The organism is Sheuella amnicola (genome assembly GCF_010499255.1).
Taxonomy (GTDB): domain Bacteria; phylum Pseudomonadota; class Gammaproteobacteria; order Burkholderiales; family Burkholderiaceae_B; genus Zwartia; species Zwartia amnicola.
Genome location: NZ_JAAGRN010000002.1, coordinates 391,513 through 408,702 on the forward strand (window position 1 = coordinate 391,513; position 17,190 = coordinate 408,702).

Consider the following 17,190-nt stretch of genomic DNA (forward strand, 5'->3'; position numbering starts at 1 on the left):
GAACATGTCACCAGATACGATAAAAGATTCGGCAAAATCGACCGGTCCGGTCATTATGTTGTTGGCACTGGCGGCTTTTGCGAGTTCAAGCTCCTTCAGAATTTGCGATGCATTGTTGAGCGTGCTTGCTACTGAGTTTGAAGTCAGAACCGCGCAGGCCTCCACCACGGTTATGTATTTTGCGATCGCTTATGGCGTGATGCAGTTTTTTTACGGACAGATGGGTGATCGATTCGGCAAGTTCAAGGTGCTGTCATTTGCAACCGTTGGTTGCGCAATGGGAAGTCTGCTCGTGGCTTTATCCCCGACTCTGAAATGGATAGAGCTCGGCAGACTGTTGTCGGGCGCAACGGCAGCCGGAATCATTCCCTTGTCGATGGCATGGATAGGTGATCATGTCCCTTATGAGCAGCGGCAGGCGACTTTGGCTAAATTTATGCTGGGATCCATCACGGGGCTGGCAGCCGGCCAATTGATGGGAGGTTTTTTTGCCGATACCATTGGATGGCGTTGGGCATTTGTCTGCTTGTCGATCGTTTATTTGTTAGTGGGGACGTTGTTGATCTCCAAGCGTCATACCGTTGCGGAGCATGCGACAGGTGGCAGGCAGAAATTCAGCTTGATCGCACCGATGAAGCAGGTGATGTCTATTGGCTGGGCGCGGTTTGTTTTATTGACGGTGATGCTCGAAGGTGCGCTCGTTTTTGGACCTCTGGCATTTGTGCCCGCATATTTACACGAGCACCATGGAATCCCTGTTTCTTGGGCGGGGATGATTAGCGGAACCTTCGCGCTTGGTGCGGCCACCTATGCGTTGCGTGCCAATATGCTGGTCAGCCGATTGGGCGAACGCAGACTGGCCTTATACGGTGGTGCGACACTTGGGTTGGCTTCCGCGTTGTATTGGCTGACGTCGTCATGGCACTGGGGTGTGCTGGCGAGTGTTCTTTCGGGTTTTGGTTATTACTTGTTGCACGCCGTTTTGCAAACCAACGCAACGCAAATGGCGCCCGCGGTTAGAGGTACGGCTGTGTCATTGTTTGCATCGTGTCTTTTTCTGGGACAGTCGCTGGGTGTAATTGGCGCCGCCTGGCTTGTGGACACGTTCGGCCTGTGGTCGGTGTTTCCGGTTAGTCTCGCGACTTTGCCGGTGCTAGGTTGGTGGTTTGCCTGGCGATTAAGGAATCGCCAGGCAAACCACCAGACTTCATCAAGCTAACGTTATTTTTGTCCCTTGAGCAGCTTAGCTGCTGCTATTGCGAAATAAGTCAGAATCCCATCCGCACCCGCGCGTTTGAAGCCAAGAAGGGACTCCATCATGACTTTGTCGTGATCCAGCCAGCCATTGATTGCCGCGGCCTTAAGCATGGCATATTCGCCACTGACCTGGTAGGCGAATGTCGGCACTCTGAAGGCGTCCTTGACCCGGCGCAATACGTCCAGATAAGGCATGCCGGGTTTGACCATCACCATGTCCGCACCCTCTTTCAGGTCGGCGGCGACTTCACGTAACGCTTCGTCGATATTGCCCGGATCCATTTGATAGACCAGTTTGTTCGATTTGCCCAGGTTGGCTGCCGATCCCACCGCATCGCGGAAGGGGCCATAAAATGCGCTCGCGTATTTAGCCGAATAGGCCATGATGCGAGTATGAATCTGATTGTTGGCTTCCAAAGCCTGTCGAATGGCACCGATGCGTCCATCCATCATGTCGCTTGGGGCGACGATGTCAACGCCGGCTTCGGCTTGCACCAGGGCTTGCTTGACCAGAATCTCAAGGGTGATGTCGTTGATGACGTAGCCGTTTTCATCGATCACGCCGTCCTGGCCATGACTGGTATAAGGGTCAAGAGCAACGTCGGTCAGAACACCCAGATCGGGAAAGCACTTTTTAAGTTCACGAACCACACGCGGAACCAGGCCATTTGGATTGGTCGCCTCTTTGCCATCCAGGGCCTTGAGGGAAGGATCAATGACCGGAAACAAGGCCATGACCGGAATGCCCAAGTCGACGCATTCTTGTGCGACAGGCAACAGCGTGTCCAGAGAATAGCGATTGACCCCGGGCATGGATGGAATCGGCTCGATGATGCCCTGGCCCTCAATGATGAAAACGGGATAAATCAGATCATCAACCGAAAGAGAGTGCTCACGAACCAGGCGGCGTGAAAAATCATCCCGACGCAAACGACGTGGGCGATTGTCGGGATAATCGGCTAATACCAAGTGAGGTGTTGTCATTGTGGTCTCCGTATAGGGTGTAGGTCGGGAAGTCGCGCAGGCGTCAGGGGACAACCTTGGGCGAAATCCAGTTTTCGATCTGGTGGGTGGCCTCTTCGAGGCCGATTCGGGCTGTGGCGGAGAATGGAACCGCATTCAGGGCGCCAATATCAGCAAGTTCTTTTTTGACCGCAAAGACGGCTTTGATACGCTGTCCGTATGGAAATTTGTCCGCTTTGGTCAGTAGCGCCAAAACCGGTCGACCGGTCGGGGCGATCCAGTTGGCCAGTCTGCGGTCGAGTTCTGTGACGCCACGGCGAATATCAATTAGCAGCACAATGCCGGCCAGTGAAGGACGGTTTTGAAGGTATCCGCCCAGCACATCGGCCCATTCCTCCTTGGCACGGTGGGCAACAGAGGCATAGCCATATCCGGGCAAATCCACTAAAAATCCGAGATGGCCTTCAGGATCTATAGGGTCTGGGAGGCCAAACATATTGATTAGCCTTGTTCTTCCTGGCGTTTTGCTTGAAAATGCAAGCCTGCGCTGGTTTGTCAGTACATTAATGGCGGATGACTTGCCCGCATTCGATCTGCCGACAAAGCAAACTTCGGGCGCGCCGGGGTCGGGTAACTGGTCCAGCCGGGCGGCTGAAGTGAAAAAAGAGGCACGATGCAATATGGACACGGCAAGCCAATACAAATGAGGTCAGACCCTATTGTATAATCAGGGGTTTGGAAGTGGTTGAAATTCAACGTCGAGGTCTTCAATGAAGCGTGTGTTGTCTCGGGTAGTGCTTGCGAGCGGTTTGGTGCTCGGTATGTCCGCCATGTCGCCCGTGCTGGCTGCGGATGCAGCGGGTCCGGCTAAACCTGATGCCGCCAAAGGCGCCCAACTGTACGATCAGGGCGATAACGCCCGCGGCGTGGTCGCTTGCGCGTCCTGTCATGGTGCGGCCGGTAATAGCACGGTTCCCGCCAACCCCAACCTTTCTGCCCAGTCGCATGAGTACATCTACAAGCAACTGGTCGAATTCAAGCCCAAAGACGGTGCCAAAGAAGCCTTGCGCAAAGGTGCGGATGGCGCACCGTCAGTGATGGCAGCCATGGCTGGCCCCTTGACCGATGCCGATATGCGCAACGTCGCGCTTTATCTGTCGCAACAAAAGCTGACTGCACCCGCCACCTCAACAAACGAAAAGCTGGTTGATCGCGGCCAGAAGATCTGGCGTGCCGGCATCCCCGAGCGCAACGTACCGGCCTGTGCAGGTTGCCACTCGCCTAACGGCGCAGGCATTCCGGCCCAGTTCCCGCGACTTGGCGGCCAGTTCCCCTCCTACATTGAAGATCAGCTCAAGCTGTTCCGTGCCGGTCATCGCGCTAATGGTCCCATGATGAGTCAGATTGCCGATCGCATGAATGACGCTGATATCAAAGCGGTTTCCGATTACGCGGCCGGGTTGCGTTAATACAGTTGTCATGACCGCAGTCAATACTGCGGAATGATCAAAGAAGAAGGGGGGCGTCGTTTACGACACCCCTTTTTTTTCACGATTTAATTTAGTGACTAACGATCCTCCGCTTCAGAGTTCCCTGTTTACGTGAATACAACAGATACATTGCCTCTATCCGACGATCAGTCGCCCGGAACACCGACAGGTAAAAAGCCTCGCGCATTGCGCGCCAGCGTGTACGAACTGTTAGGGTCGATGCGTTTTGCCATTAGTCTTCTGGTTTTTATCTGTTTGGCTAGCTTGATCGGTACGGTTCTACCGCAAAATCGCTCGGAAGGTTCGTACATCGATCAATTCGGACCTTTCTGGTTTGAGGTGTTCGACAAGTTTTCGTTGTGGCATATCTATAACAGTTGGTGGTTCCTGGTCACGATGAGTTTTCTTGTTGTATCGACCAGTCTGTGTCTGATACGCAATGCCCCCAAAATGCTGATCGACGTGAAGTCGTTTCGCGAAAATATTCGCGTAACGAGTCTGCGATCGTTTCATCACAAGGTGGAGCTCGATACCCGTCGAGATATGACTAACACCGGTCGCTCGATTCAGGCCTGGCTCAAGGCTCAAGGTTATGCGGCTCGCACCAGAGACGAGGGTGATGGAATGTTGATCGCCGCAAAAAAAGGCAGTGGCAATCGATTTGGATACATTTTTGCGCACGCGGCGATTGTGGTTGTATGCGTAGGCGGATTGCTTGATAGCGAATTGCCGAATCGCCTTCAAGTCTGGTTTGGAGGAAAACACCCCATCCGTGAAAACATGCTGATCGCGGATGTACCGCAATCGGGTAGATTCTCCGTCAACAATCCAAGTTTTCGCGCAAGCGTTCTGATTCCTGAGGGCGGGGATCGCAATACCGCTGTCGTGAATATCGATGACGGTGCGATTGTTCAGCCGTTACCGTTCACGATCGCGCTAAAAAAATTCATCGTTGATTACTACTCCACAGGCATGCCCAGCAGATTTGCCAGTCTGGTCGAAGTAACCGATTCCGAAACGAATAAAAAATTTGATGCCACCATCGAGGTGAATGAACCCTTGCATTACAAAGGCGTCACTGTTTACCAGTCAAGCTTTGACGATGGTGGTAGCACGGTGGCGTTAACGGGATATCCTTTGTCCGGAACCAACCCGATCAATTTTGAAGTGAAGGGTCAGGTTGGCCAAACATCCGATGTGGCGTTGGGTGATTCAGGCAAAAGCATCAAACTTGAAGTCACTAAATTACGGGCTATCAACGTAGAGGATTTTTCGGCAGGCGAACCCTCGTCGCCTAAGGCGCTGAACGAGCACGTTGCGTCCGTCACAGGAAGTGCCGCAGGCAAGAAAAACAAGAATTTGCGCAACATCGGCCCAAGTATTGAATACAGGCTGATCGATCAAAGCGGTCAGGCTACGTTGTTTCATAACTACATGGTGCCAATTGAGCTCGAAGGTATGCAAGTCATGCTGGTGGGCGTGCAAGAGCCGGGTGTAGGGTTCAAATATTTGCGCCTGCCGGTGGATGATCAAGGCACCTTGGACGAGTTCATGCGCTTGCGTGCCGCTTTGGCCGATCCCAAGGCTCGTAGCGAAGCGGTGCAAAGGTTCGCGCAAGCATTCGCAACAACAGCCGATGACAGACAGGCGCTCAAGGTGTCGGCTGAGCGTGCGCTCGATACATTTGCCGCCGGTGGTTTGCAGGCCATATCGACCTTTCTCGAAACGAATGTTCCGCAACCCGAGCAGCAGCGCGCCGCAGACATCGTGATCAGATTGCTTGGGTCGTCGATATCCGAGCTGCGCAACGTTGCACGCGAACGTGCCGGATTGCCTGCCCTGGTCGGAGCAACTAAAGATCAGGATCGCGAGGTCAGCTGGGCACGGGTCGCAGTGGCTGCGCTATCCGATCTGAATTTCTATCCGGCGCCGGTGCTGCTCAAGCTGACTTCGTTCGAGCAAGTACAGGCTAGCGTGTTTCAGGTGAGCCGCACACCCGGAAAGATGCTGGTTTATCTGGGATGCCTGTTCCTGGTGCTGGGTGTGTTCGCGATGTTCTATGTGCGCGATCGCCGGATATGGATTTGGCTTCGACCTACAGAACACACACAAGGCACTCATGTATTAGCTGCCATGACATCACAAAAGCGTACACTCGACTTCAATCGCGAGTTCGACAGATTCAAACAATCGCTAGGTCGTCTGAATCAGGATGTCGATTCGAAAGATGCCGGCAAGCAAGCCGTCTGAAGCCGACTATCCGAATATCTGCATTAAAGAGAAAGCCATGACTAATCCAGCCACTGTTACAGAAAATGATTGGGTTGACCTATCCGAGTCGGGTGATTCGCGCATTCAGCGTGGCGGCTTGAATTGGACTGACGCATTATTTTTTGTTCTGCTCTCTGTAGGTGCAGCCTATGCACTGATGAATTACAGCGGCGCAATGGATATTTACGAGAAAGCAATCCTGTGCGCCACGGTTCCTTTCCTGACCTGGCTAGGCTGGCTATGGCGTCCTTTGCGCAATCTGATGTTGCTAGTCGCTGCGTCAACCGGTTTGTCGCTCTGGCTGTATCAAGGCGATATTGCCCGTGCCGAAAAAGTATTTTTGCTGAAGTATCTGTTCTCATCCCAGTCGGCCATACTGTGGATGTGCGCACTGTTTACTCTGGCGATGGTGTCTTATTGGCTGGGTCTTTTTAGCGCAACAGCCTCCTGGCTGGGTACGGCCCTGACCTGGGGCGCGGTTTTCGCCGGAACCACCGGCTTGATGGTGCGCTGGCGCGAAGGGCATTTGATGGGGCCTGATATCGGTCACATTCCCGTTAGCAACCTTTATGAAGTTTTCGTCCTTTTTTCGCTGATCACCGCCCTTTTCTATCTGTATTACGAGCGCCGCTATGCTACGCGCGCGCTAGGTGGCTTTGTGATGCTGGTGATCACCTCGGCCGTGGTGTTTTTGTTGTGGTATTCGTTCACGCGCGACGCGTTTCAGATACAACCACTTGTGCCGGCACTTAAGAGCTGGTGGATGAAGTTGCATGTGCCCGCGAACTTCATCGGATACGGTACATTCTCCCTGGCCGCCATGGTCGGCTTCGCCTACCTGGTCAAGCAACACGCCGAAACGCGTTCATGGATCAAGTTGATACCGCTTTTTGTGATTGGCGTATTGATGGCCGGCGAGCCTATGGTGTTTCGTACCCAAGGACTGTCCGCAACCTGGATGATTTATTTCGGCATTGGTGCGGTTCTGGTCGCTACGATTCTATTGTTTCGCAAACCGATTGCCGCCAGTTTACCGTCGCTTGAGGTGCTGGATGACATCATGTATCGCGCGATCGCGATCGGCTTTGCTTTTTTTACCGTTGCAACTATTCTGGGCGCATTCTGGGCGGCCGATGCCTGGGGTGCCTATTGGCAATGGGATCCCAAAGAGACCTGGGCATTGATCGTATGGCTGAATTACGCCGCCTGGCTGCATTTACGCTTGATGAAAGGTTTACGCGGCACGATGGCCGCCTATTGGGCTCTGATCGGATTGCTGGTTACAAGCTTCGCCTTTCTTGGCGTTAATATGTTCCTATCGGGCCTGCATTCCTACGGGGCACTTTAAAAATCCGTAAAAATCCATAAAAACAAAACTAAAAAGCAGCAGCAAATATCGTGAGACAAGCAAGACCTTGGGTAGTACTAGTTGCCACATTAACCGTGCAGGCGCTAGTCGCCATGGCGTTACTGACCTTGCCCGTCGTGGCGCCGGTTGTGGCCAAACATCTTGAGATGTCGACAGCCTATCTGGGCGCGTATGTCGCACTGGTTTATTTTGCTGCCATGTTCTCAAGCCTGCTGGGTGGTGCGGCGGTCAAGCGCTGGGGAGCGATCAGGCTCAGTCAGGCAGGCTTGATCTTTACCGGCATAGGGCTATTTTTGTGTGCGGTACCTCATCCCGCTGTGATCGCCTTAGGCGCACTGTGCATAGGCGCCGGCTATGGTCCCATCACACCCGCAAGCTCTCATCTCCTCATCAAAACAACCCCGCCCAGTCAGTTATCACTAGTGTTTTCGATCAAGCAAACCGGTGTGCCGCTTGGTGGCATGATTGCCGGTGCGTTAATTCCCTCGTTGGATTTATTGATCGGCTGGCAATGGGCTTTTGTTTCGGCAGGCCTGGCTTGCGTTCTTTGTGCTGTTTCGGTGCAACCGTTGCAGGCAAATCTTGATGATGATCGGAATCCGGCCGCGCGACCTTCTCTTGTTGCCAGTATTGTGATGCCCTTGCGGCTGATTTTCGGGCACAAGAGTTTGCGTAATCTATCGATGATGTCATTCTTGTTTGCAATGTGCCAGATGGCGCTGACGGCGTATCTGGTGACTTTTCTGTTCGAGGATCTGAACTGGACGCTTGTGGCCGCTGGTGTCGCGCTGACCGTAGCGCAAGCTGCCGGTGTCGGGGGGCGCATCATCTGGGGCTTTATCTCCGATCGCTGGCTCGGGCCCGTCAGAATGCTGATCGTGCTGGTATTCCTGTTGATTGTCGGTGCGATCGGAACGTCAATGTTGACGGTCGACACATCCCCATGGATTTTGTATCCGCTATTGATCCTTTTTGGCGGATCAGTGATCGGCTGGAACGGAGTGTATCTGGCTGAAGTTGCGCGTCAAGCCCCTCCCGGACAGGCAGGGATCGCCACGGGGGGTACGCTTTGCATCACTTTTCTCGGTGTCATGATGGGGCCGCCCTTCTTTGGCCTGACCGCCAGTACGTTCAATAGTTATGGCGTCAGTTATGCATTTTTGACGATTCCCGCCGTCTTGATGCTGTTGCTTTTGGTTCCCCTGCTTCGTAAAAAATCGTCATAACTGGTTTGGGACAAGGGTTTTTCCCGATTCTTGAATTTTGTCATCAGCGTAAAACACTAAGTTTGCATCTACGATCAAAACGACCATAACGAGGACCTCTATGCATCAAACTATCAGCAGACGCCTGGCGCGTGTCGGCATTGCCGCAGCGTTTACCACTTTGGTGGCCTTCGGAAACATTGCCGGCGCGCAAACGCGTGGCGGCACGCTGAACGCGATCGTTCAGCCCGAGCCGCCGATTCTGATGCTAGGTTTGAACCAGCAGGCCCCGACGCAATATGTCGCCGGCAAGATTTATCAGGGTCTTTTAACCTATGACGAAAAGCTCAAGCCGCTGCCATCGCTTGCCAAAGCCTGGAAAATTTCGGATGACGGACTGATCTATTCGTTCGAGCTCCAGCAAGGTGTCAAATGGCATGACGGCAAACCTTTCAGCTCAGCGGACGTGGTTTTCAGTATCGACCAGTTTTTGCGCAAAGTGCATCCGCGTGCACGCGTGATCATCAACAAGTATGTTGAAACCATCACCGCTGCTGATGCCAACAACGTTGTCATCAAACTGAAAGAGCCGTTTGCGCCTTTCATCTCGACCTTCGTTGTTGACAATATGCCGATGGTGCCCAAGCATCTTTATGACGGCACAGATTATGCAACGAACCCGGCCAACCAGACACCTATCGGCACCGGGCCATTCAAGTTCAAGGAGTGGAAGAAAGGTTCATTCATTACGCTGGTGCGTAACAATGAATACTGGAAACCTAACATGCCCTATCTGGATGAGATCGTCTTCCGTGTCGTGCCCGATGCCGCATCGCGCGCCGTAGCCTTCGAGAAGGGTGATGTCCAGGTCTTGCGCGGTGGCGATGTGGACAACGTTGAAGTCAAGCGCCTAAAGGCACTGCCTAATGTCGAGATGACAACCAAGGGTTGGGAAATGTATGCGCCCTTGTCATTCATGGTGATGAATGAGCGCAGCGCGCCATTTAATAACGTCAAGGTGCGTCAGGCCGTGATGCATGCGGTTAATCGCAAGTTTGTCGTCGACAATATTTTCTTCGGACTCGGCAAAATCGCGATTAGCCCCTTGGCTTCGTCCACGATGTTCTTCGAACCCAAAGTCACACAATATGACTACAACCTGAAAAAAGCGCGCGATCTAATCAAGGAGTCCGGAGTGAATGTTGCCGCCCGTCCGATCAAGATCTTGAGCTTTCCGTATGGTTCGGCCTGGGATCGACTGGCCGAGTACACCAAGCAAAGCCTCGAGCAGATCGGCTTCAAGGTCGACATCGAAGCAGCCGATGCCGGCGCATGGGCTAAGCGCACCGGTGAATTCGACTTTGATCTGACCTTCAACTACACCTATCAGTATGGCGATCCTGCCATCGGTGTGGCACGTCACTATCTTGGCAGCAACATCGTCAAGGGTTCGCCATTCGTGAACAACCAGGGTTACAACAATCCTAAAGTCGATGAGTTGTTCAACAAGGCTGCCACCACCATCAAAGCCGAAGAGCGTCAGAAACTGTATACCGAAGTCCAGAACATTCTGGTCAACGATGTCGCCAACGGTTATCTCTTCGAACTCGAGTTTCCGACCTTTTATCGTAAGAACATCAAGAACCTTGTGACGACCGCTATTGGTCTGAACGAAACGTTCGATAACGTCTGGATCGAAAAATAATCGACGGACCTCGGCTCGGGCACCCTTAGGGTGCTCGAGTTTTTTTGATCTAAAGCGTTTGTATTGTTTCGGCAGTAGCTATCTTGAAATTTCTCTCTTTTCTAGTATCACGGCTATGGAAAGCGCTTGGCGTCATTCTGGGTGTGGTCGTATTCAATTTTTTTCTGATTCGACTGGCCCCGGGCGATCCGGCAAGCATCATGGCTGGCGAAGCCGCATCTTCCGATCCGGGTTATGTCGAGCAATTGCGTCAGCAATTCGGTCTTGATCTGCCGTTGTATCAACAATTATTCGTTTATCTGAAGGGCATCTTCCAACTGGATCTGGGCTATTCGTACCGCAATAAGTTGCCAGTGCTGGACCTGATTCTGGATCGCCTGCCCGCCACATTGCTGCTGATGGGCTGCGCGTTCATCTTTTCTTTAATCATTGGCGTGCTGCTCGGTGTGCTCGCCTCGCGCAGCCGTTATACCAGCCGTCATCAATGGCTCGATAGCGCCATCATGACAGGCGCACTTGTCTTGTACGCAACCCCATTGTTCTGGTTGTCGTTGCTGATGATTATTTTCTTTTCCGTCACATTGGGTTGGTTGCCTGCTTTCGGCATGGAGTCGATCGGCGCCCATTACACGGGCTGGGCACGCGTGGGCGATATTGCGACGCATCTGATATTGCCGGTTATTTCGCTGGGTTGTTTTTTCATGGCGGTGTATGCCCGGCTCACACGCGCATCCATGCTTGAGGTCATGGGGATGGATTTCATCAAGACCGCACGCGCCAAGGGTGTGCCTGCAGGTCAAGTCATCCGTAAACATGTATTACGCAATGCCTTGCTGCCTGTGGTGACCTTTGCGGGGATACAGCTTGGCCAGATGGCCGGTGGCGCAGTCTTGACCGAGACCGTATTTGCCTGGCCAGGCATCGGACGCCTCATGTTCGATGCGCTATTGCAGCGTGATTATCAGCTGTTGCTGGGCGTGTTTCTGGTTACCGCAACAATGGTGGTGTTGTTTAACCTGCTCACGGATCTGATCTATCGATTCATTGATCCACGTATCGAGTTTGGAAGTTGATATGAAGCAGTTTTTAAAGCATTTCGCAAAAAACCGTGGCGCCCTTTTTGGCTCTGCCATTTTGTTGATTGTGATTCTGACCGGGATTTTCTGTTCGTCACTGTTTGAAGAGTCGCCTTGGATGATGGTGGGGCAGCCACTGTTATTGCCCTTTCAGGATAGTGCCTTTCCTTTGGGTACGGACATGCTTGGTCGAGATGTTGCCGCGGGCCTGGCATATGGCGCGCGTGTATCGTTGATGGTGGGCGTGATTTCAACGCTGGTTGCAGTGTTTGTGGGAGTGATGATTGGTGCCGCAGCCGGTTACTACGGTGGCTGGATTGATGATGCCATGATGCGGTTTACCGAGTTTTTTCAAACCATCCCTCAGTTGGCGATGGCGGTCGTACTGGTCGCGATTCTTAGTCCTTCGATCTATTCGATCGTGGGGGCGATTGCCGTTGTGTCCTGGCCGCCGGTCGCCCGTCTGGTGCGCGGTGAATTTCTCTCCCTCAAGCAGCGCGAGTTTGTGCAGGCGGCAGTCGTAATCGGTCAGCGACCCAGCCAGATCATTTTCACCCAGATTTTGCCCAATGCAATCTCGCCCATCATCGTGACCGCTTCGCTGATGATTGCGACCGCGATTTTGACCGAATCCGCTTTGTCTTTTCTGGGCTTGGGTGATCGCAATATGATGAGCTGGGGGTTCATGATTGGCGCATCGCGCACCATGCTGCGTGAAGCGCCCTGGATGAGCGTGATGCCGGGTATTGCGATTCTGTTGACCGTACTGGCGATCAACCTGATTGGCGAGGGGTTGAATGATGCCATGAACCCACAATTGCGCAAGCGCGGAGAATAGCCATGCGTGATCAAACATCCAGCCGATCCGATGCATTGCTGCAAGTTCAGAACTTGACCGTTGCGTTGCCTGCGGGGGGCGATCGTCCGTATGCGGTGCGAGACGTCAGCTTTACCCTCAACAAAAACGAAATCTTGTGCATCGTCGGTGAATCCGGTTCGGGCAAATCCATCAGCGCCAATGCAATTATGGGTCTACTTCCGACGTATCTGAAGCCGGAATCCGGCCGCATTCTGTTTCGCGATCAGGATTTGTTGCAACAGTCAGAAGAGACGTTGTTGGGGTTGCGCGGCAAAGATATCGGCATGATTTTTCAGGAACCGATGTCCGCACTGAATCCGGTGATGAAGGTCGGCGACCAGATCGCCGAAGTGATGGCGGTGCATCAGCTTTATTCCGGTGCGGCGAGAACCGCCCGCGTGCTGGAATTATTGCGCCTGGTCGGATTGCCAGATCCTGAGACTCTGCAGCATGCCTATCCTTTCAGGTTATCAGGCGGGCAGCGCCAGCGCGTCATGATCGCAATGGCGCTGGCGCTTGAACCTGCAATCCTGATTGCGGACGAGCCGACTACTGCTTTGGATGTCACGACACAAGCGCAGATTCTGAAACTGATCAAGGATATCCAGAGCGCGATGCATATGGCGGTGATGTTCATCACGCACGACTTTGGTGTCGTGGCCGATATCGCAGATCGAGTCCTTGTGATGGAAAAGGGGCTGGTCGTCGAGCAAGGTGCTGCCAAGGAGATTCTCAATCGACCGCAGCACCCCTACACTAAACGATTGATCGCCGCCGTTCCGCATGGTTCGAACAAAGAGACGCAGCAGGACCTGCAGGCGGAGCTGTTGCAACAAAGTGGTCTTGCGAATACACCAGTTCTAGAAGTCAAAAATCTGCGCAAAACCTATGTCACTGCGCGCGGCCTATTTGTGCAAAAGCGAGTGGTCAAGGCGGTCGATGACGTCAGCTTGACGGTTCGACGTGGCCAAACCCTGGGGATTGTGGGCGAATCGGGCTCGGGTAAATCGACCATCGGTAAATGTTTGCTGAAATTGATCGATATCGATAGCGGCCAGATGTTGTTTGACGGCAAAGATATCGCGCCGCTTGATCCTGCCCAATTCAGACCGCTGCGTCACAAAATCCAGATGATTTTTCAGGATCCGTTCGCTTCCCTGAATCCGAGACATACCGTGGGACGTATCCTGACGGATGGACCGATCGCCAATGGTGTGCCGCGTGCGCAGGCCGAGCTGCGAGCCCGCGAGCTGCTTAAACTGGTCGAGCTGGAAGAATCCGCCTTCGATCGTTATCCCAATGCTTTTTCTGGAGGACAGCGCCAGCGAATCGGAATTGCGCGCGCCTTAGCGCTGAATCCTGAATTGCTGGTGGCAGACGAGTCAGTGTCGGCGCTAGACGTGTCCGTTCAGGCACAGGTACTTAAGTTGTTGCAGGATATACAGCAACGGCTCAATGTGGCGATGATTTTTATCACCCATGATTTGAGAGTCGCCGCCCAGATTTGCGATCAGATCGTTGTCATGCACAAGGGTCGCATCGTCGAGCGCGGCGCGCCGACCGAGGTCTTCGATCAACCGAAGGATCCCTACACCAAAAAACTGATTGCCGCGATCCCGGGGCAGGACTGGAAGCCCATGGCGAATCGGGCATGAGTCAAATGAAGCAGCAAGCGGTCGGGATGCATCAACAGCAAGGTCAGTTTTTAAAAGGATGCGCATTCTTCCTGTGCGCCCTATCAACGTTGGCCGCGCTTGATGCGCTTGCCAAAGATCTTGTTTCGCGCAATCCCGCTCCGCTGGTCAATATGGTTCGCTATAGTGTCGTGGTGTTGATGGCGATCACCATGATGCTAGTCAAGCGCGTGCCATTTAGAGTCGAAGTCGCCGAGCGGCGCTTGTTGATCCTCAGAGGTTTTTGTTTGGGTATCGTCGGCATTTGTTTCATGCCCGCCCTGATTTACTTGCCTCTTGGTGAAGCGACCGCTTTGTATTTTCTGGCCCCCCTGATCGTTGTCATTCTTGCCCCCATGGTGTTGGGAGAGCATGTCACGATCAAGCAGTATCTGGCCGTGCTGACAGGCCTGATCGGCATGTTGCTGATCGTTAATCCCGGAGGCGAAATCTCGCTCATCGGTAGCGGATTGATGCTGATTGCAGCGACATCATTTGCCATGGTTCAGTTATTGACTCGCAAACTCACGCATCGCGTGATCAGCGAACAGCAGTTTTTTTACGCTGCGATTATTTGTTGGCCGATGGGGTTGTTCGTTCTGTTTTTTTACTGGCCTGATGCCTTGCCTCCCGCATCCGAAATCGTAGAGTTGGGGTTGATGGGCTTTTGTGGTGCGTTGGGACAGTATTTATTAATATTTGCGTTCAAGTTCGTCCCGGCATCGACTCTTGCGCCGATCAATTACTTTCAGTTGATTGTCGCAGTCATCTTAAGCAAAATATTTTTTGATCAATCCCCTAGTTTGATGTCATTTGCGGGGATGGCACTTATTGTCGGCGCAGGGTTGTCACTGACCCTGCCGATGTTGATTAGGACAGGAGTTGTTAAGCGATGAGCCAGGAATTGATTCAGGCATTCGAACAAGCGATCGGTAAAGCCTATGTTTTGTCCGGCGATGCGATCGAACCCCGATATAAAACTGATTGGCAAAAATCGGCCGAGCGCGAGCCGTTAGCGGTAGTGCGTCCGGCCAATACTGAAGAAGTTTCGGCCGTGATGAAATTGTGTCACCAGCATAATCAGCCCGTTACGGTGCAAGGCGGTATGACTGGATTGGTATCGGGCGGGTTGCCCGAAGATGGAGAAGTCGTCGTTTCGATGGAGCGGTTGAGCGGAATTGAAGAAATCGATCCGGCTGCATCCACCATGACGGTTCGTGCCGGTACGCCTTTGCAGGTTGTACAAGAATCGGCCGTAAAGGCAGGCCTGTATTTTGCAGTCGACTTGGGCGCGCGTGGCTCGTGTCAGGTGGGTGGGAATATTTCCACCAACGCTGGCGGCAATCGCGTCATCCGCTACGGCATGATGCGTGAACAAATCCTGGGCTTGGAAGTGGTGTTGGCCGATGGCACCATCGTCAATAGCCTGAATAAAATGCTCAAGAACAATGCTGGTTACGACTTGAAGCAATTGTTTATAGGATCCGAGGGTACGTTGGGTATCGTGACGCGCGCCGTGCTGAGATTGCATGCGTTGACGCCGGGATACTTCACCGCGTTTTGCGGACTGGCATCGCCCGAAGCCGCTGTGACGTTTTTAGCCCATCTTAAACAAATTGGTGGCGCCTTGATGTCGTACGAAGTCATGTGGCCCGATTTTTATGATTTCATGACAGAACGCGTCCCGGGCGTGCGCACCCCGCTGCCGACCAAATCGCCCGCATATGTGCTGATCGAACTAGCCAGCGACTTAAGCGATTACGACCAGCAGCGCTATTCGACGCTGCTTGAGGACGCGATGGAACAAGGCACGGTGATCGATGCCGCGATCGCGCAGTCGGGCAAGGAGGCAGCCGATTTCTGGCGTCTGCGCGACGCCGTATCCGAGTTTCCGGTCATTTGGTCGCCATATCGAGGATACGATGTCAGTTTGCCCATAGGCGATATGGCCACCTTTGTCGCTAAACTGCAAAATCGCCTGAGCCGTGAGATTCCGACATGTGAATACGCGCATTTTGGTCATATCGGCGACAGCAATATCCATGTGGTTGTTCATGTGCCGGGTACGCGCGAAGCATATCCGGCCGCAATCGTGGATGAATGCATTTACGATACGGTACGTGAATTCGGCGGATCAATTTCGGCCGAACACGGCATCGGCCTTAAAAAGAAAAAGTATTTGCACTACTCCAGAACCGAGTCCGAGTTAGCTTTGATGAAGCTGCTCAAAAATACACTCGACCCGAAAAATATCCTCAATCCAGGCAAGGTGATCTGATGAAATCCTTTTTCCATCCCAAACAAAAATTGCATCATCCAAAAAGTTATTTTTCGCGCGGCCAGATGCGCGTGCCGCAAGAAATCCCCGAGCGCGCAGTGCAGATCCTGAAAGGGCTGCAGCAACTGAATCTGCCCGTGACCGAACCGGCCGATTTCGGAATGGCGCCGCTACAAGCCGTTCATGATCCAAAATATTTAACCTATCTTGAAACCGCACACAAACGCTGGACGGATAATGGCCCGGAATGGGGTGCCGAAGTGATGTCCAACGTGTATGTTCGATCCCCCAATGCCATGCGCGGCATTCTGGGTGAGACCGGTCGCTATCTTGCCGACGGCAGCTGCCCGATCGGCCCGGATACCTGGACATCGTCCTATTGGGGCGCACAGTCGGCTATCGCGGCAACCAAGGCGGTGCTCGATGGCGATCAAAAAGCCTACGCACTTTGCCGTCCGCCCGGACACCACACCCGCAAAGACGCGGCAGGCGGATTCTGCTACATCAACAACGCAGCGATTAGTGCTGAGTTGCTGCGCCAGAAATACAAGCGCGTGGTGATTCTGGACACCGACATGCATCATGGACAAGGCGTGCAGGAAATTTTCTACAACCGGGATGATGTGTATTACATCTCGGTGCATGGCGACCCCACCAATTTCTATCCTGCCACTGCGGGCTTTGATGATGAGGGCGGAGAAGCAGGCGGCAAGGGTTACAACCTGAATCTGCCGATGCCGCACGGATCATCCGAGGCGGTGTTTTTCGAGCGCGTTAAACAGGCACTTGATGCGCTGCGGGGGTACAAGCCCGATGCGGTCGTACTGGCGCTAGGCTTTGATATTTACAAGGATGATCCTCAGTCCAAAGTAGCAGTGACTACTGAAGGCTTTGGCCGTCTGGGTCGCGAAATTGCCGCATTGAACCTGCCGACAGTTGTCGTGCAAGAGGGCGGTTATCACATCGACACGCTTGCTGCGAATACCGTGAGCTTTTTCAACGGGTTTTTGTATAACAAATAAATGGATTTATAAATAAGACAAA

The 17,190-nt window shown here is 53.1% G+C and carries 14 protein-coding genes; 12 read left to right on the plus strand and 2 right to left on the minus strand.

What is annotated here, in order from left to right; translation table 11 throughout:
• Window positions 1–4 precede the first annotated feature (4 nt).
• A complete protein-coding gene (locus G3I67_RS04510; protein ID WP_163651939.1) occupies window positions 5–1,219 on the plus strand; it encodes an MFS transporter in 1,215 nt (404 codons plus the stop codon).
• A 2-nt stretch (window positions 1,220–1,221) separates the two neighbouring features.
• Here the strand turns inward: G3I67_RS04510 and hemB are convergent, their stop codons facing one another.
• Complete coding sequence (hemB, locus tag G3I67_RS04515; RefSeq protein ID WP_163651941.1) at window positions 1,222–2,241, minus strand: porphobilinogen synthase; 1,020 nt, start codon at window positions 2,239–2,241, stop codon at window positions 1,222–1,224.
• A 43-nt stretch (window positions 2,242–2,284) separates the two neighbouring features.
• A complete protein-coding gene (gene yihA, locus G3I67_RS04520) occupies window positions 2,285–2,908 on the minus strand; it encodes a ribosome biogenesis GTP-binding protein YihA/YsxC (protein WP_163651943.1) in 624 nt (207 codons plus the stop codon).
• An 82-nt stretch (window positions 2,909–2,990) separates the two neighbouring features.
• On the opposite strand from yihA, the gene G3I67_RS04525 reads away from it, so the two are divergent.
• From G3I67_RS04525 to G3I67_RS04575, 11 genes are all read left to right on the plus strand, one after another.
• Window positions 2,991–3,689 (plus strand): c-type cytochrome, encoded by a 699-nt coding sequence (locus G3I67_RS04525; RefSeq protein ID WP_163651945.1) that lies wholly within the window; start codon window positions 2,991–2,993, stop codon window positions 3,687–3,689.
• Window positions 3,690–3,821: 132 nt separating this feature from the next.
• Window positions 3,822–5,960 carry a cytochrome c biogenesis protein ResB gene (locus G3I67_RS04530; protein ID WP_375539295.1) on the plus strand — a complete coding sequence of 713 codons (2,139 nt, stop codon included), beginning with the start codon at window positions 3,822–3,824 and terminating at the stop codon, window positions 5,958–5,960.
• A 37-nt stretch (window positions 5,961–5,997) separates the two neighbouring features.
• Complete coding sequence (gene ccsB / locus G3I67_RS04535) at window positions 5,998–7,329, plus strand: c-type cytochrome biogenesis protein CcsB (protein WP_163651947.1); 1,332 nt, start codon at window positions 5,998–6,000, stop codon at window positions 7,327–7,329.
• 50 nt (window positions 7,330–7,379) lie between these two features.
• Complete coding sequence (locus G3I67_RS04540; protein ID WP_311197044.1) at window positions 7,380–8,576, plus strand: MFS transporter; 1,197 nt, start codon at window positions 7,380–7,382, stop codon at window positions 8,574–8,576.
• Between the two features lie 100 nt (window positions 8,577–8,676).
• Window positions 8,677–10,260, plus strand: a complete 1,584-nt coding sequence (locus tag G3I67_RS04545) for an ABC transporter substrate-binding protein (RefSeq protein WP_163651949.1) — start codon at window positions 8,677–8,679, stop codon at window positions 10,258–10,260.
• An 83-nt stretch (window positions 10,261–10,343) separates the two neighbouring features.
• Window positions 10,344–11,333, plus strand: coding sequence for an ABC transporter permease (locus G3I67_RS04550; protein WP_163651951.1), 990 nt, complete (start codon window positions 10,344–10,346; stop codon window positions 11,331–11,333).
• 1 nt (window position 11,334) lies between these two features.
• Entirely contained in the window at window positions 11,335–12,174 is an 840-nt protein-coding gene (locus G3I67_RS04555; RefSeq protein WP_163651953.1) for an ABC transporter permease, read from the plus strand.
• A gap of 2 nt (window positions 12,175–12,176) precedes the next feature.
• A complete protein-coding gene (locus G3I67_RS04560) occupies window positions 12,177–13,850 on the plus strand; it encodes an ABC transporter ATP-binding protein (RefSeq protein ID WP_163651955.1) in 1,674 nt (557 codons plus the stop codon).
• The gene (locus G3I67_RS04565) at window positions 13,847–14,764 is read left to right on the plus strand and encodes a DMT family transporter (RefSeq protein ID WP_163651957.1); all 918 of its coding nucleotides are present in this window, start codon (window positions 13,847–13,849) and stop codon (window positions 14,762–14,764) included. The genes G3I67_RS04560 and G3I67_RS04565 overlap by 4 nt, the downstream gene beginning before the upstream one ends.
• Window positions 14,761–16,146 (plus strand): FAD-binding oxidoreductase, encoded by a 1,386-nt coding sequence (locus G3I67_RS04570; RefSeq protein WP_163651959.1) that lies wholly within the window; start codon window positions 14,761–14,763, stop codon window positions 16,144–16,146. The genes G3I67_RS04565 and G3I67_RS04570 overlap by 4 nt, the downstream gene beginning before the upstream one ends.
• Window positions 16,146–17,168: a histone deacetylase family protein gene (locus G3I67_RS04575; protein WP_163651961.1), complete on the plus strand. Its 1,023-nt coding sequence runs from the start codon at window positions 16,146–16,148 to the stop codon at window positions 17,166–17,168. The genes G3I67_RS04570 and G3I67_RS04575 overlap by 1 nt, the downstream gene beginning before the upstream one ends.
• Window positions 17,169–17,190 lie beyond the last annotated feature (22 nt).